17 protein-coding genes are annotated in these 18456 nt (G+C 59.7%); 10 read left to right on the top strand and 7 right to left on the bottom strand.

All coding sequences use genetic code 11. The features are described 5' to 3' along the window. Positions 1-138: 138 nt before the first annotated feature. Both ABUE31_RS03400 and ABUE31_RS03395 read left to right on the top strand, forming a co-directional pair. Positions 139-1356 (top strand): site-specific integrase, encoded by a 1218-nt coding sequence (locus ABUE31_RS03400; RefSeq protein WP_367722079.1) that lies wholly within the window; start codon positions 139-141, stop codon positions 1354-1356. A 45-nt stretch (positions 1357-1401) separates the two neighbouring features. Continuing rightward, positions 1402-2046, top strand: coding sequence for a hypothetical protein (locus ABUE31_RS03395; protein WP_367722078.1), 645 nt, complete (start codon positions 1402-1404; stop codon positions 2044-2046). A gap of 105 nt (positions 2047-2151) precedes the next feature. Here ABUE31_RS03395 and ABUE31_RS03390 read toward each other — a convergent pair whose 3' ends face one another. The 3 genes from ABUE31_RS03390 to ABUE31_RS03380 all read right to left on the bottom strand — a co-directional run bounded on the left by ABUE31_RS03390 (position 2152) and on the right by ABUE31_RS03380 (position 6321). Further along, on the bottom strand, positions 2152-3948 hold the full coding sequence (locus ABUE31_RS03390) for an adenylate/guanylate cyclase domain-containing protein (protein WP_367722077.1): 1797 nt from the start codon (positions 3946-3948) through the stop codon (positions 2152-2154). Between the two features lie 276 nt (positions 3949-4224). After that, a complete protein-coding gene (locus ABUE31_RS03385; protein ID WP_367722076.1) occupies positions 4225-5205 on the bottom strand; it encodes an NAD-dependent epimerase/dehydratase family protein in 981 nt (326 codons plus the stop codon). 57 nt (positions 5206-5262) lie between these two features. Then, positions 5263-6321, bottom strand: a complete 1059-nt coding sequence (locus ABUE31_RS03380; protein WP_367722075.1) for a LacI family DNA-binding transcriptional regulator — start codon at positions 6319-6321, stop codon at positions 5263-5265. A 211-nt stretch (positions 6322-6532) separates the two neighbouring features. Here ABUE31_RS03380 and ABUE31_RS03375 point away from each other — a divergent pair, with 211 nt between their 5' ends. From ABUE31_RS03375 to ABUE31_RS03360, 4 genes are all read left to right on the top strand, one after another. Then, positions 6533-7480, top strand: a complete 948-nt coding sequence (locus tag ABUE31_RS03375) for a sugar-binding protein (RefSeq protein WP_367722074.1) — start codon at positions 6533-6535, stop codon at positions 7478-7480. Positions 7481-7578: 98 nt separating this feature from the next. Next, positions 7579-9084: a sugar ABC transporter ATP-binding protein gene (locus tag ABUE31_RS03370; protein ID WP_367722073.1), complete on the top strand. Its 1506-nt coding sequence runs from the start codon at positions 7579-7581 to the stop codon at positions 9082-9084. 11 nt (positions 9085-9095) lie between these two features. Beyond that, positions 9096-10085, top strand: coding sequence for an ABC transporter permease (locus tag ABUE31_RS03365; protein ID WP_367722072.1), 990 nt, complete (start codon positions 9096-9098; stop codon positions 10083-10085). Between the two features lie 123 nt (positions 10086-10208). Beyond that, complete coding sequence (locus ABUE31_RS03360) at positions 10209-10610, top strand: DUF2177 family protein (RefSeq protein WP_367722071.1); 402 nt, start codon at positions 10209-10211, stop codon at positions 10608-10610. A gap of 10 nt (positions 10611-10620) precedes the next feature. On the opposite strand, the gene ABUE31_RS03355 is transcribed toward ABUE31_RS03360, so the two are convergent. The 4 genes from ABUE31_RS03355 to ABUE31_RS03340 are packed head-to-tail and all read right to left on the bottom strand — an operon-like array spanning position 10621 to position 13657. Next, positions 10621-11658: an SAM-dependent methyltransferase gene (locus tag ABUE31_RS03355; RefSeq protein WP_367722070.1), complete on the bottom strand. Its 1038-nt coding sequence runs from the start codon at positions 11656-11658 to the stop codon at positions 10621-10623. A 4-nt stretch (positions 11659-11662) separates the two neighbouring features. After that, the gene (locus ABUE31_RS03350; protein WP_367722069.1) at positions 11663-12475 is read right to left on the bottom strand and encodes a DUF1295 domain-containing protein; all 813 of its coding nucleotides are present in this window, start codon (positions 12473-12475) and stop codon (positions 11663-11665) included. A 10-nt stretch (positions 12476-12485) separates the two neighbouring features. Further along, positions 12486-13109, bottom strand: a complete 624-nt coding sequence (locus ABUE31_RS03345) for a ChrR family anti-sigma-E factor (RefSeq protein ID WP_367722068.1) — start codon at positions 13107-13109, stop codon at positions 12486-12488. Then, positions 13106-13657: a sigma-70 family RNA polymerase sigma factor gene (locus ABUE31_RS03340; RefSeq protein WP_367783754.1), complete on the bottom strand. Its 552-nt coding sequence runs from the start codon at positions 13655-13657 to the stop codon at positions 13106-13108. The genes ABUE31_RS03345 and ABUE31_RS03340 overlap by 4 nt, the downstream gene beginning before the upstream one ends. Positions 13658-13844: 187 nt before the next feature. On the opposite strand from ABUE31_RS03340, the gene ABUE31_RS03335 reads away from it, so the two are divergent. The 4 genes from ABUE31_RS03335 (at position 13845) to ABUE31_RS03320 (ending at position 18429) form a co-directional block, all read left to right on the top strand. Then, positions 13845-15203 (top strand): NAD(P)/FAD-dependent oxidoreductase, encoded by a 1359-nt coding sequence (locus ABUE31_RS03335; RefSeq protein ID WP_367722066.1) that lies wholly within the window; start codon positions 13845-13847, stop codon positions 15201-15203. Continuing rightward, positions 15200-15970, top strand: coding sequence for a DUF1365 domain-containing protein (locus ABUE31_RS03330; RefSeq protein WP_367722065.1), 771 nt, complete (start codon positions 15200-15202; stop codon positions 15968-15970). The genes ABUE31_RS03335 and ABUE31_RS03330 overlap by 4 nt, the downstream gene beginning before the upstream one ends. After that, complete coding sequence (locus ABUE31_RS03325; RefSeq protein ID WP_367722064.1) at positions 15967-17196, top strand: class I SAM-dependent methyltransferase; 1230 nt, start codon at positions 15967-15969, stop codon at positions 17194-17196. Before ABUE31_RS03330 ends, ABUE31_RS03325 begins: the two co-directional genes overlap by 4 nt. Positions 17197-17379: 183 nt before the next feature. Beyond that, a complete protein-coding gene (locus tag ABUE31_RS03320) occupies positions 17380-18429 on the top strand; it encodes an alcohol dehydrogenase family protein (protein WP_367722063.1) in 1050 nt (349 codons plus the stop codon). The last annotated feature ends 27 nt before the right edge of the window (positions 18430-18456 follow it).

The following is an 18456-nucleotide window of genomic DNA, read 5'->3' as shown; positions in this document are numbered from 1 at the left end:
CTGCAGGTGGTTTTGGTTTGGATTGTCCCTGTTATCGTTATATATTTTGATTTTTTGCCTAGCTCATGGCAATCTGTGAATTGACATCGGTTGGACGCCATGTGGACGCCAATGGCAAGGCGCGGACTCTGAGACCCCATGAAGCTATCGAAGAGATCTGTCGAACAGGCCGGAACGACGGGTTCCCGCTACTTTCTTTGGGATGAAGAGTTGATCGGCTTCGGCATGCGCGTCGAAGCCTCTGGTCGAAAGACGTTCGTCTGCCGCTATCGATCCGGAGGGATCCGCAGGCAATATACGGTGGGTCGCTTTGGAACCATCACCGTTGATCAGGCGCGAGGCGAGGCACGCCGTGTTCTTGGGTCAGTCTCCTTGGGGCAAGACCCGAGCGCTGCAAAGCAAGCTCAGCGTTCGGTTCTGCTGTTTCGCGATCTGGTCGCTGCTTTCCTCGAAGGGCACGGCCCCAAGCTGAAGCCCGGTAGCCGCAAAGATTATGAGAGCGCCCTTGTCGGCCACGCTGTTCCGGCTCTTGGCAACCTTGCCGTCAATGCGATTGCACTGGCAGACCTTAACCGGCTCCATCTGAAGCTCGCCGATCGACCGTATCGGGCCAATCGCGTTCTCTCCTACGTCGGAAGCGTCTTCTCGTGGGCGCAACGCAATGGTCTGGTCGACAAGGGCTTCAACCCTGCTGCTGACGTACAGCGGTTCAAGGAGCCAAGTCGCGAGCGCTACCTGACTTCAGAGGAAATCAAGCGGCTCGGTGAGATCTTGCGCCAGGCCGAGACAGCCGGCTTGCCGTGGGAGATCAAGGCCGTTGGATCGACAGCCAAACACGTTGCCAAATCCAACCGGGCGGAAATCTACCCACCGCATTTGACTGGCGCCGTGCGGCTCCTGTTGCTGACAGGGTGTCGGTTGCGCGAAATCCTGAATTTGCGCTGGCAGGACGTCGACCTCGATCGCGGCTTTCTGTGGCTGCCGGACTCCAAGACCGGCAAGCGACCTGTGCTGCTCAGTTCCCCTGCCGTCGAAGTGCTGAGGACGATTCCCCGCTCTGGGATCTACGTCATCCCGGGCGCCAACGCGGACACGCCGCGACACGACCTGAATAAGCCCTGGTCCCACATTCGTCGCCTTGCCAATCTGGAGGATGTTCGTCTCCATGATCTTCGCCATACACATGCAAGTATCGGCGCTGGCGCCGGGCTGGGCTTGCCTATCGTGGGCGGTCTGCTGGGCCATAAATCGACACAGACCACCCAGCGTTATGCTCACCTTGCCGATGATCCGCTTCGACGCGCCGCTGAACGCATCGGCGACGAACTCAACCGGACGCTCAAGCAGGACGCGTGAGCGACCAAGTGGGCTTTGTAGCCAACATCGGAAGGAGCGATACCCGTGATCGGCTCGCGAAAAACACCAGAATTTCCGGATCCGAAACCTACGGTGGACCTAGTAGCTGCCGAGCGGCAGCTTCTCGCCCATCTGGGCGAGGCTATGAAGTTGATCAGCCAAGGCGGTCTCAAGAGCCGAGAAGGGATAATGGAGGGCATCGAAGCAGTGATCTGCTTCTTGCAGGATCGCGGCGTTTCCGGCCAACAAATGTGGCCGTTTGGGCTGCTTCGCCGAGAACTCGACTCCATCTTCGAGGGTAAGCGTTCGCCCATTCTCCAGCCAGGCATCGAAACGAGGGCCGACATTTCCAGCAATCGCTACACTGGACCAGACAAGGAGGACATCAGAGTTTTCGCATCGGCCTGCTCAGAGGCAACATACCAGCTCGGGCGTCTAGACCCTCCTGACTTTCCAAAATGCAACAGGATCGAGGCCGACAAACTCGTAGCCAGGGCAATGACAAAATGGCGGACATTCGATCAAAAGCATGAAACTGCGAGAACGATAAAAGGGTGGCGTGACAAACTCGTCAAAGCGAAAGATCCTAAGTTCGTGCTACTCGTAGACCAGTTCACACGCGACAACGTTGGTCATCAGCACCTCAAGGAGGTCCTTAAGAAGGGGCCACCTCATACCGGGGGTTTCTGAAGCAGCATTTCGGCAGGTCGCGGCGTGCCGTCCTCCCAGGGGCAACAGTTGGTTACGTCTGCTTCGGACGCGATGACATAAAACCTGCGCCGAAGCAGATCTGATTCAGTCTGGAAGCTCCGCCTTTGCTAGCCCCTCTCTGATCTTCTCGAGGTCAGCCTGGTTCTGGAATGGCAACCTGCCGAGATGCCCGGCGAGGGTATATCTGGGATTTATCTCCATGAGTTCGCGCCAGACACGGCGCGCTTCATCTGTTTCGCCAAGATGGCCAAGCGCGCTGGCGAGCAGGGCGCGAGACAGATCGGTCCGTGGCACAAGACGGATCCGCTCGCGAAACGCTGCGGCTGCCGCATCGTACTGATCAGCCCCCAGATAGGCCGAGCCCAGGAAGTGCGTGTATTGCTGCGCAAAGACCGGATCGAGACGTATGGCTCGTTCGATGAACGGTATCGCCGCCAGCGGATGCCCAAGATAGACTTCGATGAGGCCGCGGGTACCATAAGCAAGAGCGTAGTTCGGGTTGAGCGCCAACGCTGTTTCTGCCTCGGATTTTGCCTTGACCAGGTTCCTTTTCCAAGTTTCGACGACCGCAGCCGCATAGTGCGCGTATGGCTCGGTGGGACCCTTGTCGACCGCCTGGTTCGCGAAGTGTCCCGCAAGATCGAGTGCATCAGAAGACTCAGTCCAATGGTTTTGGAAGTCGAGACAGTGGGCCATGGCAAGGCCGGCATAAGGCTGCGCGAAGTCTGGATCGAGCTCGATCGCGCGCCGGAGGATCGTGACGATCCGATCGAAAATCTCCCGATTCTTATTGACCCCCAGCAACAGTTCGCGCCCGCGTAGGAAACAGTCATGCGCTTCGATATTGCTTGTACGGCTACTCGCCAGAATCGCCTTTTCGGTGGGCCGGAGCTTGACCTTGAGTGCTTCGACGATCTGTAGGGTCACCTCGTCCTGAAACTCGAAAATGTCAGCGAGGTCGCGATCATAGCGTTCCGCCCACAGATGACCGCCGGTAGCTGCGTCGATGAGTTGGGCGGTTATGCGGACGCGGTTGCCAGCCCGTCGGATGGACCCTTCGAGCACTGATGCAACACCGAGTTCAAGCCCTACGACCCGGATGTCGGAACTCCTGTTCTTGTACGCAAAGCTTGAGTTGCGCGCGACCACCATAAGTCCCGCGATCTTGGATAGGTCGGTGATGATATCTTCGGTGATGCCGTCAGAGAAATACTCTTGCTCGGGATCGCAGCTGAGGTTGGTGAAGGGCAGGACTGCGATTGAAGGCGTGTCCGGAAGCTCTTTCGGAGCGATCGGGCCGTCGGCTGCAGATTGCGTGCGCGCAACCTGCGGCGCGACGATGCCCGACTTGGCTGGGACGCCGACCTCAACCGAATAGACCCGTATCGGTTCAGCGATGTTTTTGAGTTGGGTGTTGCCAAGGTCGCTGACCGACAGGTCGAGCCTCGCTCTCACCTGCCGGTAAGCATCCTCCGAAAGACAAATATTACCAGGGGCGGCAACGCCCTCGAGTCGCGCCGCGATGTTGACGCCGTCGCCCATGAGGTCGCCGTCGCTCTCTTCGACCACGTCGCCAATATGGATTCCGATGCGGAATTCGATGCGGCGGTCAGGCGGCACGCCGGCATTTCGTTCGAGCATGGCGTTCTGCACCTCGATGGCGCAGCGTACCGCATCGACCGCACTGCGGAACTCGACAAGGGCGCCGTCCCCGGTGCTCTTGACCACTCGACCATTATGCACGGCGATGGTGGGGTCGATCAGATCACTGCGCAGTGCCCTCAGCCGCGCCAAGGTGCGATCCTCATCGGCACCGGCGAGCCGGCTGTAGCCAACCACGTCGGCAACAAGGATCGCAGCAAGCTTTCGGTGCGCGCTCATGGCCTCTCTCCGATCCAACTACATTAGATCGACAAAATCCATTCTTCTCCACATCTGGTACACGCCAAACGAAATTGACCGGCATCGTTGGACGGGCGTTCAGGGCTAGTTAGAGACTAGGACATCCGCATCGACGCTGGCAAAGGTCCTGATTGGGAGCAAATGGGAGTTCCAGAATAGTCGCCTCTATTGCGTGCTTTCAGGCGGCAGCAACAGCCACGCCAATGATGACATCTAGAGTGCAATCGCCGACCAGCGGAAGCGTTGAACGAATGTCTAGCCAGGATACCAGATCTTGCGGGGATCGTCCGGACGTCGCTGATAGTCCCAGGCGTCGTCTATGAGTCGCGGCAGGTCGTAGCGGGGACGCCAGCCAAGTTCGAACTTCGCCTTGCTGTTGTCCATCCAGTTCGAGTGATAGCTGCTGGCGATGTCGATACTGTCGAGCTTGCGTGTTCGTGCCAAATAGGCAGCCACCTCGCCGTAGTCGATCGGTTCGTCCATGCACACATTGTAAAGTTGGGATCGTGTCGTCGGGTTGCCGAGGGCAGAAAGGATCGCCGACACCAGATCGTCCACATGAACGAAGTTGCGCTTCAGCGGCGCGCCTCCGGCTTCTCTCAGCAACGGGACGGTGCCGGCCGCACGGCACTTCGCCGCCACATCCGGAGCTACCATGGTTTTCCAGTCAGGTCCGCCGAATATGTCGTCACCGAAAGAAAGCGTGTAACGAAAATCATCCTTTTCCATGATCCAGGGCGCCCTGAGGCAGCAGGCATTTAGGCCGTACTGGATGCAGAACTGTTGCAGTGTCACCTCTTCCAGCACTTTCGAGAGGGCATAGCAGCCCTTGTAGGCCATGTGTGGCGTAGACTCAGTGACCGGTCCTGGGTGATCGTAGAAAAAATGCCCGACCGCGGCATCACCGCCGATCAAGATGAACTGTTGCGCGGTGGGGCTGCCCCGAAAGGTCTCAAGCAGCCAGAAAAGCCCTTTCACCGTGACGTCCATGACGTCTTCGGGAGTCTCCTTGCAGGTCGCCAAATGTACGACATGAGTGACTCCGTCCATCGACTTCTCGACGTCGGTTCGTTCGGAGATCGTTCCCCAAACCATTTCCAGACGATCGGTCTCGGTCAGCAGCCGATTGTGGCATAGCGCGCGAACGCGGGAGCCCGACCAACGACCATCGGCAAGGAAGGTGGCGATTAGATTAGAGCCAACTTTGCCGGTTGCGCCCGTTACAAGCACCAGCATGAGGGCATTCCTTTCACAGTGATCTTTTGCGCGCAGCGTCCAGAGTGTCTGGTTGCCTTACAGAGGCTCAAGAATCGACAACGGCGAAACGGATTCCCGTTCTATGATCGGACATTCCACCTTGACCTGGACCGGCCTACGATTGAGACCTCCGGCGCGGTCGATCAGATATTCCGCCGCCAGCGTGCCCATCTCAAAATGCGGAAGTAGCATAGTGGTTAGCGGTGGGCGTGCAAACCGAGCGATCTCGCGGTCATCGTAGCCGATGACTGAAACGTCATCTGGAATCCGTTTGCCGAGTTCCTTGAGCGCTTCGTAACAACCAGCGGCCATCATGTCGTTGGCGCAGAAGATTGCGGTTGGCGGGTTCTTCATCACCATCAGATCCATCGTCTGTTCGAAACCGGCGGAGGGCTCCCAGTTGCCGGGCCTGACGAGACCGGGGTCGAATGGAATTTCATGGTTGGACAAGGCCTGCCTGTACCCCTTCAAACGGTCCCGCGACGCCTCCATCCATACCTCGCCCTGTATCAGGGCGATGCGCCGGTGGCCTGCGGCGATGAGGCGTTCGGTGGCGGTCCTTCCGCCGAGCACCTCTCCCGGTACAATCGAGGTGATCGAGCGGCCCGGCGCATGGCAATTGAGGAGGACGGTCGGGATGCGCATGAGGGTGGGAGTGAGTTCGACCTGGCGTGTCTGGATCGTTCCGTAGATCATGCCGAGCAAGGGCTGACCGGCCATATGGGCGAAGACCGCATCCGCCATCTCGGGGTCGCTGCGCGTCGCCGCTAGAATGACCGTAAGGCCATGATCCCAGGCTTTTTCGCGAACACCGTCAAGCGCCTGTGCCATCCATGGGTCTGTCGCTATTTCGTCGACCACCATGCCGATGACGGTCTTGTCCGCAGAGGGACCGGTAGCGGATGCCCCGCGCTTGACCAGGCGATATCCAAGCGCCCGGGCCACGCTCGAGACCCGCTTTCGAGTCTGTTCCGAGATGCGCACATTGTGGGTGCCGTTCAGGACCAATGAAACGGTCGTCTGAGATACGCCCGCCTGTTCGGCAACGTCGACCATCGTCGGCTTGAGGCTTCTTGCTTTGCGTTCAGTCGCCATGAGTTGGTGCGTTCTGAGTTGCCTTTGTACGGGGCCGCTCGTGACAACGGCATGCTAATAATTACCTTATCTATCTACATGATATCAATAGCCTATTATTGAATTTTGGATTTCCGTTGACTAATATTATCAGCAGTGGAAGACTTTGAAAAAGCGGCGGTACGGCCGCGGTCCTCATAGTGGACAAAATCCATATCGACGGGAGGAACTCATGAAGAAATTGATCGGAGCAGCGCTGACCGCAGCGCTTGCCGTTACTGCATCCCAAGCGGTTGCACAGGAGAAGAAGCAGCTGGCTTTCATTGTTAACGCCGCATCGGATTTCTGGAAATTGGCCGAGGCGGGCGTTAAGAAAGCGCAGGCCGAGCTGCCGAACTACGACCTCCAGTTCAAGTATCCCGCACAGGGCACAGCCGCGCTTCAGAATGCCTTGATGGACGATCTGGTAGCCGCCGGCACTGACGCCATTATGATCTCGTCGGTCGATCCGAAAACCTCAATCGACGCTTTCAATCGAATTGCCGCGCAAGTGCCGCTGTTCACAACCGACAGTGACGCGCCCGCCAGCAACCGCATCGCCTATCTTGGCTCGTCGAACACGGACGCCGGCGTCCAGGCGGGAGAGATCGCGGTCAAAGCTCTACCCGATGGCGGCAAGTGCATGGGCTTCGTGGGCTTCCTGAATGCCGACAATGCCAGAGAGCGCATAGACGGTTTCAAGAAAGCGGTCGAAGGCAGCCGTATTGAACTGGTCGATACACGCGGTGATGACGTCGATTTCGCCCGCGCCCGCAGCAACGTCGATGACGTGCTTGCCGCAAACCCCGAGATTACCTGCATGGTAGGGTTCTATTCCTACAACCCGCCGAAGATCTACGAAGCTCTTCAGGCGGCCGGCAAGCTTGGCCAGATCACGGTCATCGCCTTCGACGAGGATCCGATCACGCTTGGCGCTGTCCGCGCCGGAGACTTTGCCGGCACTGTCGTACAGCAGCCATTCGAATGGGGCTACCAAGGCATGAAGCTGATGGCGGCCTACCTCGAAGGCGACAAGACGATGATTCCAGAAAACAAACTTATAATCGTGCCGACCAAGGTCATCGACAAGGGAAATGTCGACCAGTTCGAGGCGGATCTGAAAGCGGCGATAGGCAAGTAAGAGCAGGGCTATTGCCGGCACGGGAAACCGTGCCGGCTCTTTTGCCATCCCCATGATTCCCAGCGAAATCCAACGGTATACAAAGCGGGCAGCCAATGATGGCCGAACCTTTCCTGTCCCTAAACGGCATAGCCAAGTCCTACCCCGGCGTCGTGGCGCTTGACGGCATCTCGCTCGCCGTGTCGGGCGGCGAAGTCATCGGACTGGTCGGGGAGAACGGCGCCGGTAAGTCCACACTGATGAAGGTCCTGGGCGGAGTGATCCAACCCAGCGCTGGCACGATCATCCTCGACGGCCAAGAACTGCAACGGCTTGACGTCGCAAGCGCCATCGAGGCGGGCATCTCATTTGTCCATCAGGAACTCAATCTTTTCGAAAATCTCGATGTAACGGCCAACATTCTCATTGGGCGTGAGCCGCTGTGCGGCGGTCTGTTGCACCTCGTCGACAGGCGCAAGTCGCGAGCACTTGTCGAGCCATTGCTCAGTCTGATCGGAGCGGACTTCAAGCCGGAAACGCTGGTTTCGTCAATGTCGATCGCGCAGCGGCAAATGCTTGAGATAGCAAAGGCTCTGTCGCAGAGGGCGCGCCTGGTTATCATGGACGAGCCGACATCAAGCCTGACCCTCGCGGAGACGGACCGGCTCATGGAGGTGATCGCCGGTCTAAAACGGGATGGGGTCGCGGTAATCTTCATTTCCCATCGCCTCAGCGAACTCGCCCAATGCGCAGACCGCGTCGTCGTCTTGCGCGACGGCCGCATGGTGGGTGAACTGCAGAAGCAGGAGATCAGCCACGCCTCCATGATCAAGCTTATGATTGGACGCGAGCTCAAGTCGCTTTACACACCGCCGGCGCAGCCGTTCGGCGATATCGTCTTCGAGATCGACAAGGTCGAGACCACCGCCTACCCGGGGCGCCCCGTTTCGCTGTCGGTTCGGCGCGGCGAAATTCTTGGCCTGGCCGGTCTGATAGGTTCGGGGCGGACTGAAATAGCCCGCACCGCATGTTGTATCGACCCGCTGATCGGCGGTTCCGTGCGCGTCAACGGACAGCCACTCAGGCTTGAGACACCGAGCGACGCCATCGACCAGGGGATTTTCCTCGTTCCTGAGGATCGCAAGAGATTCGGCCTCTTGCTCGATCTCTCAATAGCGGAAAACATCGCCCTGCCCAGCCTTGTAGACTACGCGGCATACGGGCTAGTCAAAGTCACCGAGATTTTCGCCTTGGCAGAGCGCCAAAGGGCAAGGCTGGATATCAAGGCCAGCAGCATTGCGACGGAGGTCGGGACCCTTTCGGGCGGGAACCAGCAGAAAGTCGTACTGGGAAAATGGCTTTCACGTGACCCGAGGGTGCTGATCTGCGACGAACCAACTCGTGGCATCGATGTCGGCGCCAAGCAGGAAATATACGCCATGCTACGCCGGCTTGCTGATTCCGGCGTGGCCATCATCATGATCTCCAGCGACATGGAAGAGGTCATTGGCATCAGCGACCGCATCGCTGTGATGCATGAGGGTCAGATCAGCGGGCTGCTTGATCGGGACGAATTTAGCGAGCACAACGTTCTTCTGCTTGCGGTAGGCGGAACCCTGCACTGAGATCGTTGCTGATGTCGAAGAAAGATATTGGACTCCTGATCCTGATCCTGGTCGTCGGAACAGTAGTGGCGATTATCAACCCGTTGTTCCTGTCACCCATCAACTTGGCAAATACTGCCAATCTAGTCGGCCTGTTCGGCATCTTCGCCATAGGTCAGGCCTTCGTGATCATCACCGGCGGCATCGAACTGTCGGTGGGCTCGGTGATTGCTCTTATCGGCGTGCTGTTCGTCGACCTTATGGTCAATTTCGAGATGGCGTGGCCATTGGCGCTCGTGCTGATGATCGTCCTCGGCGTCGTCATCGGCCTGGCGCATGGGCTCCTAATCACCAGGCTGCATCTGCAGCCATTCATCGTCACGCTGTGCGGCCTTCTGATCTACCGTGGCGCCGCCCGGTTCTATACGGAAGACGCCACAGCCGGCTTCGGTTTCGGCCTTAGCTTTCCGACACTGGAATGGTTGACCACGAACAGGTTCTTCGGTGTGCCGCACTCCTTCATCGCGATGACCGTTATCGCCGCTTGCATGTGGGTTGTGCTGCACCGGTCGGTGTTTGGGCGGCATCTGTTCGCGGTAGGCAAGAACGAGGAGGCTGCACGTTACTCCGGCATTGCGACGGGGAAGGTGATTGTCTCCGCGTATGTGATCTGCGGTGTGTTGACGGCGATCTCTGCCATCTTCTTCGCAATGTACACGCGATCGATTTCGCCCTCCTCGCATGGCAACTTCTACGAACTTTATGCGATTGCGGCTGCCGTTCTGGGAGGGTGCTCGCTGCGTGGCGGCGAAGGCTCGATCATCGGGGTCGTTCTGGGCGCCGTTCTGCTGCAGGTGCTGCAAAACCTCGTCAACCTGCTTGGTATTCCGAGTTCGCTGAACTTTGCAGTAACCGGGTCAGTCATTCTCATCGGCGTCCTCGCCGATACCCAGTTCTCGTCCTATCGCGAAAGGAAACTGGCTACGAAAGGGGCAACTCCCAGGCAGCCACAAGCCCCCTGAGGTTGTTGCACGTATTCGACCGCAGCCATTTCAGCATTCACAGGCTTCGTCAACTTCGCTTGGATCGGGTGATCCAAGATGTCTTTTCGAACGTAGTGCAGAGGACCGAGGACACCCCTACCGATGCACTACATCGTATCCTATCTCGCCGCGCTGTTCGTATTCGGTGTCCTCGACGCCATCTGGCTGACCACCATGGCGAGCAGGCTCTACCGGCCGGTTCTTGGCGAAATCCTGCTCGACAATCTCAGGTTCGCTCCGGCGCTCGCATTCTACTTCCTGTATCCGATCGGTCTTGTCGTTTTCGCTGCGATGCCCGGCCTGCGGAGCGGGTCGCCAGGCATAGCCCTTGGCTACGGAGCGCTGTTCGGTTTTCTTGCCTACGCAACCTACGATCTCACCAACTACGCTACGCTCCGCAGCTGGACCCTGCAGGTCACGCTCATCGATATCGCTTATGGTGCGATCGTCGCCGGGCTGACCTCCGTTGCCGCCTACTATGCGGTACGATGGTTCGCTGGCTGAGGGGTCTCGATCAACCGGGCCTCGGAGACGGTACGAGCCGGTAGTGGCTGACGCCCCAGGCCTCGCCGTCCGCATGGCCAAACAGGGCGGATGTCGCGAGGAAGAAGAGACGCCAGCGTCGTGCCCACAACGCGGCGTGCTTGCCATAGACATCGCGGAGGATTGCCGAGATCTCGTCTGCATTCCCGTCGTAATTCATCAGCCAGGCGTCCGCAGTGCGCCGGTAGTGGTTGCCGTTCCATCGCCAGTCATGCTCGACTATGAAACTGTCTGGAAATTCTCGCATGAGGCCATGGCTGGGCATCAGGCCGCCGGTGAAGAAGTGTTTAGCGATCCAGTCGGCCGGGTTGTTGTGGTCGAAGCGATACGGCGTTGATGTGTGGCTGAAGACGTGGATGAACGCGCGGCCATTCGCGGCAAGCCAGCTATTCATGCGCAACAGCAGAACCTGCCAATTCGCCATATGCTCGAACATCTCGACCGAGACGACACGGTCGAAAGTCTGATCGGTCGAAAAATGGTTCATGTCGGCCGTGACCACCGTTAGGTTGGACAGTCCACGTTTCGCTGCCTCGCCGACGATGTAGCTGCGTTGCGAATGCGAGTTGGACACCACCATGATGCTGGCGTTCGGGAAACGCTCCGCCATCCACAGCGACAAAGATCCCCAGCCGCATCCGAGCTCGAGAATCCGATGGCCGTCATGGAGGTCCGCATGCGTTGCCGTTTCTGCGAGCGCCTGTTCCTCAGCCTCTCCGAGCGATACTTGGTCGGACGCAAAGAGACAGCAGGAGTACTTTCTCCGCGGTCCAAGGATGAGCGAGAAGAAGCGCTCCGGAAGTTCGTAATGCTGATTGTTGGCATCAGCGGTATGCACTGCCACAGGGAAACCGCTCATCGTCCCGGCAAAGCGCGCGGTCTCGAGCGGGAGTGACACGCCCAACCGACGATCGGTTCGGGCCACCAGCAGGTCGATCGCTTTTCGCACGATGGCATCCGGCCACGGAAAGGCTTCGCCAAGGCGCGCGGCGCTGTCGATCAATCCCATCCGGTCATCCCTTTTCCGGTAGCGGCGGTCGCGGAAAGAAAGCGCTGGTTCGTGACTGATACGCACGGTAGGCCGCGCCGCGGGTGGCGATCATGTGGTCTTCAAGCGGCGGAATTCCGGAAACATGCGCGAGCAGCCAGTACATGCAGGCCGGCGCCGCCAGGGCAAGCCAGCCCCATGGCCATGTGCCTATCGCCAGCAGCGGATAGGCCACCCATCCCAGCCATTCGAAGAAGTAGTTCGGATGGCGAGACCAGCGCCAGAGGCCAGCGTCACAAACCTCGCGGAGGTTGGCCGGGTTCGTCGCGAAGCTGCGCAACTGGCGATCCGCCGTCGCCTCGCCGGCGATCGCTCCCGTCATGACGATCAATGCGAGCCAGTCCTGCAAGCGCACCATCGGATCGGGATTCGCCGCTGCGAGGACCATCGCAAGCCCGAGCGGGATACTGACCAGCGCCTGCATCTGCAACAGGAAGAACATCTGCCGCGGCGCGTCGGCGCCCCAGCCGTCGAGGAGTCGCGCATAGCGGGGGTCGTCGGAAATGCCTCGGGTGCGCCGAGCTATGTGCGCTCCCAGCCGCAGCGCCCAGATTCCAGCCATTGCGGCGACGAGGAACCGTCTTTCGACGAGCGCAGCGCCGCCGGTTGCCGGCAGGATTGCCGCCATCACGCCCACCAGTCCGAGACCAAGGGTCCATATGGCATCGACCCAGCCCGAATTGCGGGTCCGTCGCCAGATCAACCAGGCGAGCGTCATCCCCGCAGCCAACGCGACTGTCACGCAAAGAAGCGTCGTGAGGAAGGCGGAGACCGTCACCGGCGGATCGTCAAAGCCGGATCAGCGGTTGCAGCAGACGACCAAGTAGGCTCTGCAGCTCGATGCCGCCCTGTAGCGCGACGATGCAGATGCACGGCTCGCCTTCGCAAACGGTCGGCTTGTGCTCCATCGTCTCGTCGGCTTCGTCGAAATCGCCTGCGCCGTAGCGGCCGAACTGATGCTCGAATGCCCCTTCGAGAACGCAGGTCCACTCGTACCCCCTGTGCCTGTGATGAGGAAGCCTGGTTCCAGGCTCGGCCCTCAACATGAAGACCTTTATGCCGTCTACGTCAGGCACGGATACCGACCGCTGACGCACACCCGGCCCTACCCAGCGCCACGGTCCAAGGACATATCGGCTCAATGGATTGTCGCCGGACCCTTCTTCTGGTGAAGATCCGCTCTGATCGATCCGCCGCAATGTTGCTTCCAGGGAGCCCGGACGAAGTGGAACGCCCGGGGACGCCTCCAGAAATGCGCCCCCGACAGCTTCAAGGCGGGCAACTTCGTCCGCGCAGGCGGGGCAGCGGGACACATGCATGGAAACGACTAGGCGTCGCGCTTCGTCCAACGCACCCGCGGTGTAGTCCGCAAGCGTCTCGTCGGAGGGATGATGGGTGATTGCGTTGGTCATCTGAGGTCACCAAGTCCGTCGCGCAGGCGCTGCAGGGCGAGTCTGATCCGCGACTTCACAGTTCCAAGCGGTATACCGAGCACTTCCGAAATCTCCGAATGCGCCAGGCCGTCGAAGAAGGACAACCGGATCACGTGCAACTGCTCGTCGGTCAGCTTCGCCATCGTCGAGCGGACGATTTCCTCGCGCTCGGCCAGGATCAGGTGCTGATCCGGCTGATCCTGGTCATATTCCTCTGTATCGTCCTGCTCCAGAAGCCATGCCGCCGCGCGGCCATCGCGCCGTGCAAGATCGACGCTGACGTTCCTCGCGATGGCGAACACCCAAGCCGACGCATTGGCGCGACGTGGATCGAACTGCCCTGCCTTCCGCCAAAGCCGCAGCAGGGTTTCCTGGGCGAGATCGTCGGCACGGTCAGCACTCGCGCCCCGCCGCATCATCATTGACTTCACGCGTGGCGCGTAGTGCTGAAAAAGCTCCGCGAACGCCCCGCGGTCCTGTCTGGATGCAACGCGCGTGATGAGCCGGACTGGATCGAATTCCACCATTGCTGCGCAATATACGTTCAATCAAGCACCGGCTGGCAATACCGCCATCCCAAGGTCGGTTCCAAATTTTCCACGTCTGTTACGAACGACGGCACGATTTGGATCATCCGGGCGTGATCCGAATTCTCTTCTCAACCGTATCTATCCAGTTGGTCGCACTAACCGCACCAAAGCAGCGGGGCGAGAAATGCATTCGAAGCACGAAAGAAAGCGCATCGCGGTCGTTGGCGCGGGCATTTCCGGACTATCGGCCGCTTGGCTGCTCGCAAAGCGCCATGAGATCGTGCTCTACGAACGCAACAAGCGGCTTGGAGGGCATTCGAACACCGTGGATATCGACCACGAGGGCCGATCGGTACCTGTCGACACCGGCTTCATCGTCTACAACGAACTGACCTATCCCAACCTGACGGCGCTGTTCGATCATCTCGGCGTGCACACCAAGGCATCAGAGATGTCCTTTGCCGTCTCGCGAGATCGTGGACGGCTGGAATATTGCGGTGCAGGCATCGCTGGCCTGTTCGCGCAAAAACGAAACATTGCAAATCCGCGCTTCTGGTCGATGCTGCGGGATCTCATGCGCTTCTACAGATCGGCTGGGGACGATCTGGCTTCGCTGCCGGCATCGCAAACGCTCGGCGACTATCTGGACAGGCACCGCTACGGGGTCGCGTTTCGCGACGATCATCTGCTTCCAATGGCCGGCGCAATCTGGTCGGCGCCCTGTGCGGCCATGCTTGGCTATCCGGCGAGCGCATTCATCCGCTTCTTCCACAACCACGGCCTTCTCCTGCTCAGCGGGCGTCCGCAGTGGCGTACAGTCGACGGCGGCAGCATCGCCTACGTGCGACGGCTTGTGGAAGATTTCGCCGGGCACGTATACTTGGGCACCGATATCGGGTCGGTCGAAAGGCATCGCGACGGTGTGATCGTGCGAGACCGCGTGCACGGGACAGGACACTTTGACGACGTCGTCATCGCCACGCATGCCGATCAAGCGCTGGAACTGGTTTCCGACCCATCGCCCACCGAGCGCGAACTGCTCGGGGCGTTCCGCTATAGCCGCAACGAGGCGGTGCTCCACACGGACATCGATGTGATGCCGCGCCGCCGATCGGTGTGGTCAAGTTGGAACCATGTGGATGGCAGCCCGCGCGACGAAACGGTTGGTGTGACCTATTGGATGAACCGCCTGCAGGGCCTGCAAACACGGCGGCCGATGTTGGTAACCCTCAACCCGCGGAGGGCAATTCGGGAAGACATGACCCTGCACCGGGAGACTTATCACCATCCGCTCTTTGATCGCGCCGCCATCGAGGCCCAGCCGCGTTTGTGGACGCTGCAGGGACACCGCCGGACCTGGTACTGCGGCGCCTATTTCGGTGCCGGATTTCACGAAGACGGCCTGCAATCCGGGCTGGCAGTCGCCGAAGCACTCGGAGGAACCCGGCGCCCGTGGGACGTTTCGGGTGAATCATCGCGCATCGCGCTGCCTGAAAAATGGCCGCTCGCTTTCGGCAACACTCCAGCCGGGATCGCAGCATGAGCGCGACTCGCCTCTATTTCGGAAATGTCCTGCATCGCCGGCTCCGTCCGCGCATGCACCGGCTGCGCTATCGTGTGTTCTGGGTGCTGTTCGATCTCGACGAACTGCAAGCCATCGAGCGCAGCCCCCTTTTCTCGCACAATCGTTTCAACGTTCTGAGCCTAAACGACAGCGACCATGGCGACGGCAGCGGACGCCCACTCCGCCAGCAGATCGAAAGGACGCTGTCAGAACACGATATCGCGTTTGACGGTGGCGCAATTCGGCTGCTTTGCATGCCTCGCCTGATTGGCTACGTCTTCAATCCGATCAGCATCTATTTCTGCCATATGATGGACGGACGGCTGTCCGCGATTGTCTACGAGGTGCACAACACCTTCGGAGAGCGGCACAGCTATGTCTTCGATGCCGGTGATACGACCTCGCCACGCTCCCACCGATGCTCCAAGCGTTTTCACGTGTCGCCCTTCATGGGCATGAGCATGCGCTACGAATTCAAGGCGTCTCTGCCTGGAGAGCGCTTTGCGCTCTCCATCCGAGGCTTCGACCCCGATGCTACCGTGATACACGCTTCGATGTCCGGTTCGGCCAGGCCGTTCACGACCGCCAATCTGCTGCGCGGGCTGATGTTCTATCCGCTGCTGCCGTTCAAGGTGACGGCTGCGATCCACTGGCATGCGCTGCAGCTCTGGTTCAAGGGCATTCGGGTGCATCGTAGGCCACCGCCGCCTGGCCAATCGACAACTCCCGTTCGAGCATCCTCATGACCGTTGAATCCACAGAACGCGAAGCCGGCGTTGTCAGGCGGCATACATTTGGAAGCTTCGCAGCGAGGCAGGCGTCCAGAATTGTCCCCGGTATTGCCGCCGGCAGGCTAATCGTGGACCTCCCATGGGGTGGCAGGGTCGAGCGTGTCGGAAAGCTGCTGGGTCCTGACGTCCTGATCTCGGTGCATCGATGGCGGGCACTCGCCAAACTTATGCTTGGCGGTGAAGTCAGTTTCGCCGCTTCCTATCTCGACGGCGATTGGTCGACTCCCGATCCCTTGCGCCTGTTCGAACTCGTGATGCTGAATGAGACAATGCGGCTGCCTGCCCGACGTTTCTCGGGGATCGCGCGGCTGCTGGACAAGATTCATCACGGGCTGCACCGCAACACCAGGTCCGGCAGCAAACGCAACATCGCCGCACACTACGACCTGGGGAACGACTTCTACCAGCAGTGGCTCGACCGGAGCATGACCTATTCGGCAGCCCTTTTTGCAGACGACGAGACGCTGGAGGAAGCGCAGCAGAACAAGATCAGGCATGTCTCCCGGCTGCTTGAGCTAAGGGGCGGCGAACGCGTGCTCGAGATAGGCTGTGGCTGGGGCGCGCTGGCCGAAGGGCTTGTGAGACAGGAAGGAAGCCACTTCACCGGCATCACCCTTTCGGAGCAGCAGTTTGCCTACGCTTCGGACAGACTGCGGCCCGAAATCGCCCGCAACCAGGCCGAGCTACGACTGCAGGACTATCGCGATCTGGGTGGTCGCTTCGACCGAATCGTGTCGATCGAGATGTTCGAAGCCGTCGGCGAAGCCTATTGGCGCACCTATTTTGACGTCGTGAAGAAGCGGCTCGCGCAGAACGGCATCGCGGTGCTTCAAGTGATCACGATTGCAGAGGATCGTTTCGAGAAGTACCGCCGCACGCCCGAATTCATTCAGCGCTACATTTTCCACGGCGGCATGCTTCCCACCAAGACACACCTGCGCGACCTGGCAGCCGGCGCAGGTCTTGAAATCATGACTGAACTATCGTTCGGGATTGGGTATGCGCGTACGTTGGCAGAGTGGCGCAGCCGATTCAAGAACGCGTGGCCCAGACTCCTGCAGCTTGGGTTCGACGATCGCTTTCGCCGCATGTGGGACTACTACCTGTCATACTGCGAGGCCGGGTTTCGGGCCGGCGCAACGGACGTCGTGCTGATCAAGCTCAGGGCTTTAGAGCAATAGATGAATGCATGCTCGGATTGATGCACGTTCTCTCTTCTGCGTTCCATGGCCAAGGGTGGGTGACAGACGGCGAATGCCGAACGACCGCAATGCGTCTAAGGTTCTGTCCGTCAGAGACTGGGGAACAACTCGATGCCGCACGAACCTGACGTGAGCCGAACGGCGAGTGCCCGAGGGTCAATGATGGCCGTCGTAACGGCGGGCACTGGCGGCTTTGACCAACTCCACTACAGGCAGGTTCCGATCCCCTCGCCAGGCCCCGGCGAGGTCCTGCTTTCGGTGCTCGCCGCCGGGGTAAACAATACCGACATCAACACGCGCGTCGGTTGGTATGCCGGGTCGGTCAAGGTGGGTACGGATTCCCTCGCCATTGAAACCGGTCGCGAAGATGGCGGGTGGAACGGAACGACGCCGTTTCCCCTCATTCAGGGCGCCGACTGTTGCGGGCGTGTCGTATCAGTGGGAACGGGCGTCGACAAAAACCTGATCGGATCACGGACCATTGTCCGGTCGTGCATGCGCAGTTCGGGTTTCGGATTGACAGACACGGTGTGGCTCGGGACCGATTTCGACGGTGCGTTCGCGCAATTCGTGAAGGTTCCAGTCGGCGAGGTCTTCCCGGTGGCGTGTGACTGGAGCGATGCCGAACTCGCCTCTGTCCCCTGTGCCTATGGTACAGCAGAGAACATGCTGCACCGCGCCGGCGTCTCCAGTGGCGACCGCGTCTTGGTGCCCGGATCTTCGGGTGGCGTGGGAACCGCACTGGTCCAACTCCTGAAGCGCAGGGGATCTGAGGTGATCGCCATCACCAGCGCCTCGAAACGCCGGACGATCGAGCTTCTCGGCGTGAGCCGCATTCTCGACCGAAACGACGATCCGGCCGCCATCCTCGGAGAGGAAAGCGTGGACGTGGTTATCGACAATGTTGGTGGAGGCGCCTTAGGCAAGATTCTAAAGGCGCTGCGGCGTGGCGGCCGCTATGTTTCTTCGGGGGCAATCGCAGGCCCGCTCGTCGCATTGGACATGCGCGACCTCTATCTCAAGGACATCACGCTCATCGGCTGCACCGCTTGGGACGCTCCGGTTTTCCCAGATCTCATATCGTACATCGAGAAGGGGGAGTTCCGACCTCTGGTTGCCGCTGTTTACCCCCTCGACCGGATCGCCGACGCGCAGCGGGCATTTCAGGAAAAACGCCACATCGGCAAGATCGTCCTCATCCCGCCACCCTGATGCTTCGCAGCCCTTGGATCAGGAAAT

The sequence above is a fragment of the Mesorhizobium marinum genome, from assembly GCF_040813675.1.
In the GTDB taxonomy this organism is placed as follows: domain Bacteria; phylum Pseudomonadota; class Alphaproteobacteria; order Rhizobiales; family Rhizobiaceae; genus Mesorhizobium_K; species Mesorhizobium_K marinum.
This window is presented reverse-complemented; position numbering and strand designations above follow the sequence as displayed.

Excerpts from the sequence above, each read along its gene's own strand:
- ABUE31_RS03400 (WP_367722079.1), top strand. The coding sequence starts at position 139 with ATGAAGCTATCGAAGAGATCTGTCGAACAGGCCGGAACGACGGGTTCC.
- ABUE31_RS03390 (WP_367722077.1), bottom strand. The coding sequence starts at position 3,948 with ATGAGCGCGCACCGAAAGCTTGCTGCGATCCTTGTTGCCGACGTGGTT.
- ABUE31_RS03385 (WP_367722076.1), bottom strand. The coding sequence starts at position 5,205 with ATGCTGGTGCTTGTAACGGGCGCAACCGGCAAAGTTGGCTCTAATCTA.
- ABUE31_RS03380 (WP_367722075.1), bottom strand. The coding sequence starts at position 6,321 with ATGGCGACTGAACGCAAAGCAAGAAGCCTCAAGCCGACGATGGTCGAC.
- ABUE31_RS03375 (WP_367722074.1), top strand. The coding sequence starts at position 6,533 with ATGAAGAAATTGATCGGAGCAGCGCTGACCGCAGCGCTTGCCGTTACT.
- ABUE31_RS03370 (WP_367722073.1), top strand. The coding sequence starts at position 7,579 with ATGGCCGAACCTTTCCTGTCCCTAAACGGCATAGCCAAGTCCTACCCC.
- ABUE31_RS03365 (WP_367722072.1), top strand. The coding sequence starts at position 9,096 with ATGTCGAAGAAAGATATTGGACTCCTGATCCTGATCCTGGTCGTCGGA.
- ABUE31_RS03360 (WP_367722071.1), top strand. The coding sequence starts at position 10,209 with ATGCACTACATCGTATCCTATCTCGCCGCGCTGTTCGTATTCGGTGTC.
- ABUE31_RS03355 (WP_367722070.1), bottom strand. The coding sequence starts at position 11,658 with ATGGGATTGATCGACAGCGCCGCGCGCCTTGGCGAAGCCTTTCCGTGG.
- ABUE31_RS03345 (WP_367722068.1), bottom strand. The coding sequence starts at position 13,109 with ATGACCAACGCAATCACCCATCATCCCTCCGACGAGACGCTTGCGGAC.
- ABUE31_RS03340 (WP_367783754.1), bottom strand. The coding sequence starts at position 13,657 with ATGGTGGAATTCGATCCAGTCCGGCTCATCACGCGCGTTGCATCCAGA.
- ABUE31_RS03335 (WP_367722066.1), top strand. The coding sequence starts at position 13,845 with ATGCATTCGAAGCACGAAAGAAAGCGCATCGCGGTCGTTGGCGCGGGC.
- ABUE31_RS03330 (WP_367722065.1), top strand. The coding sequence starts at position 15,200 with ATGAGCGCGACTCGCCTCTATTTCGGAAATGTCCTGCATCGCCGGCTC.
- ABUE31_RS03325 (WP_367722064.1), top strand. The coding sequence starts at position 15,967 with ATGACCGTTGAATCCACAGAACGCGAAGCCGGCGTTGTCAGGCGGCAT.
- ABUE31_RS03320 (WP_367722063.1), top strand. The coding sequence starts at position 17,380 with ATGGCCGTCGTAACGGCGGGCACTGGCGGCTTTGACCAACTCCACTAC.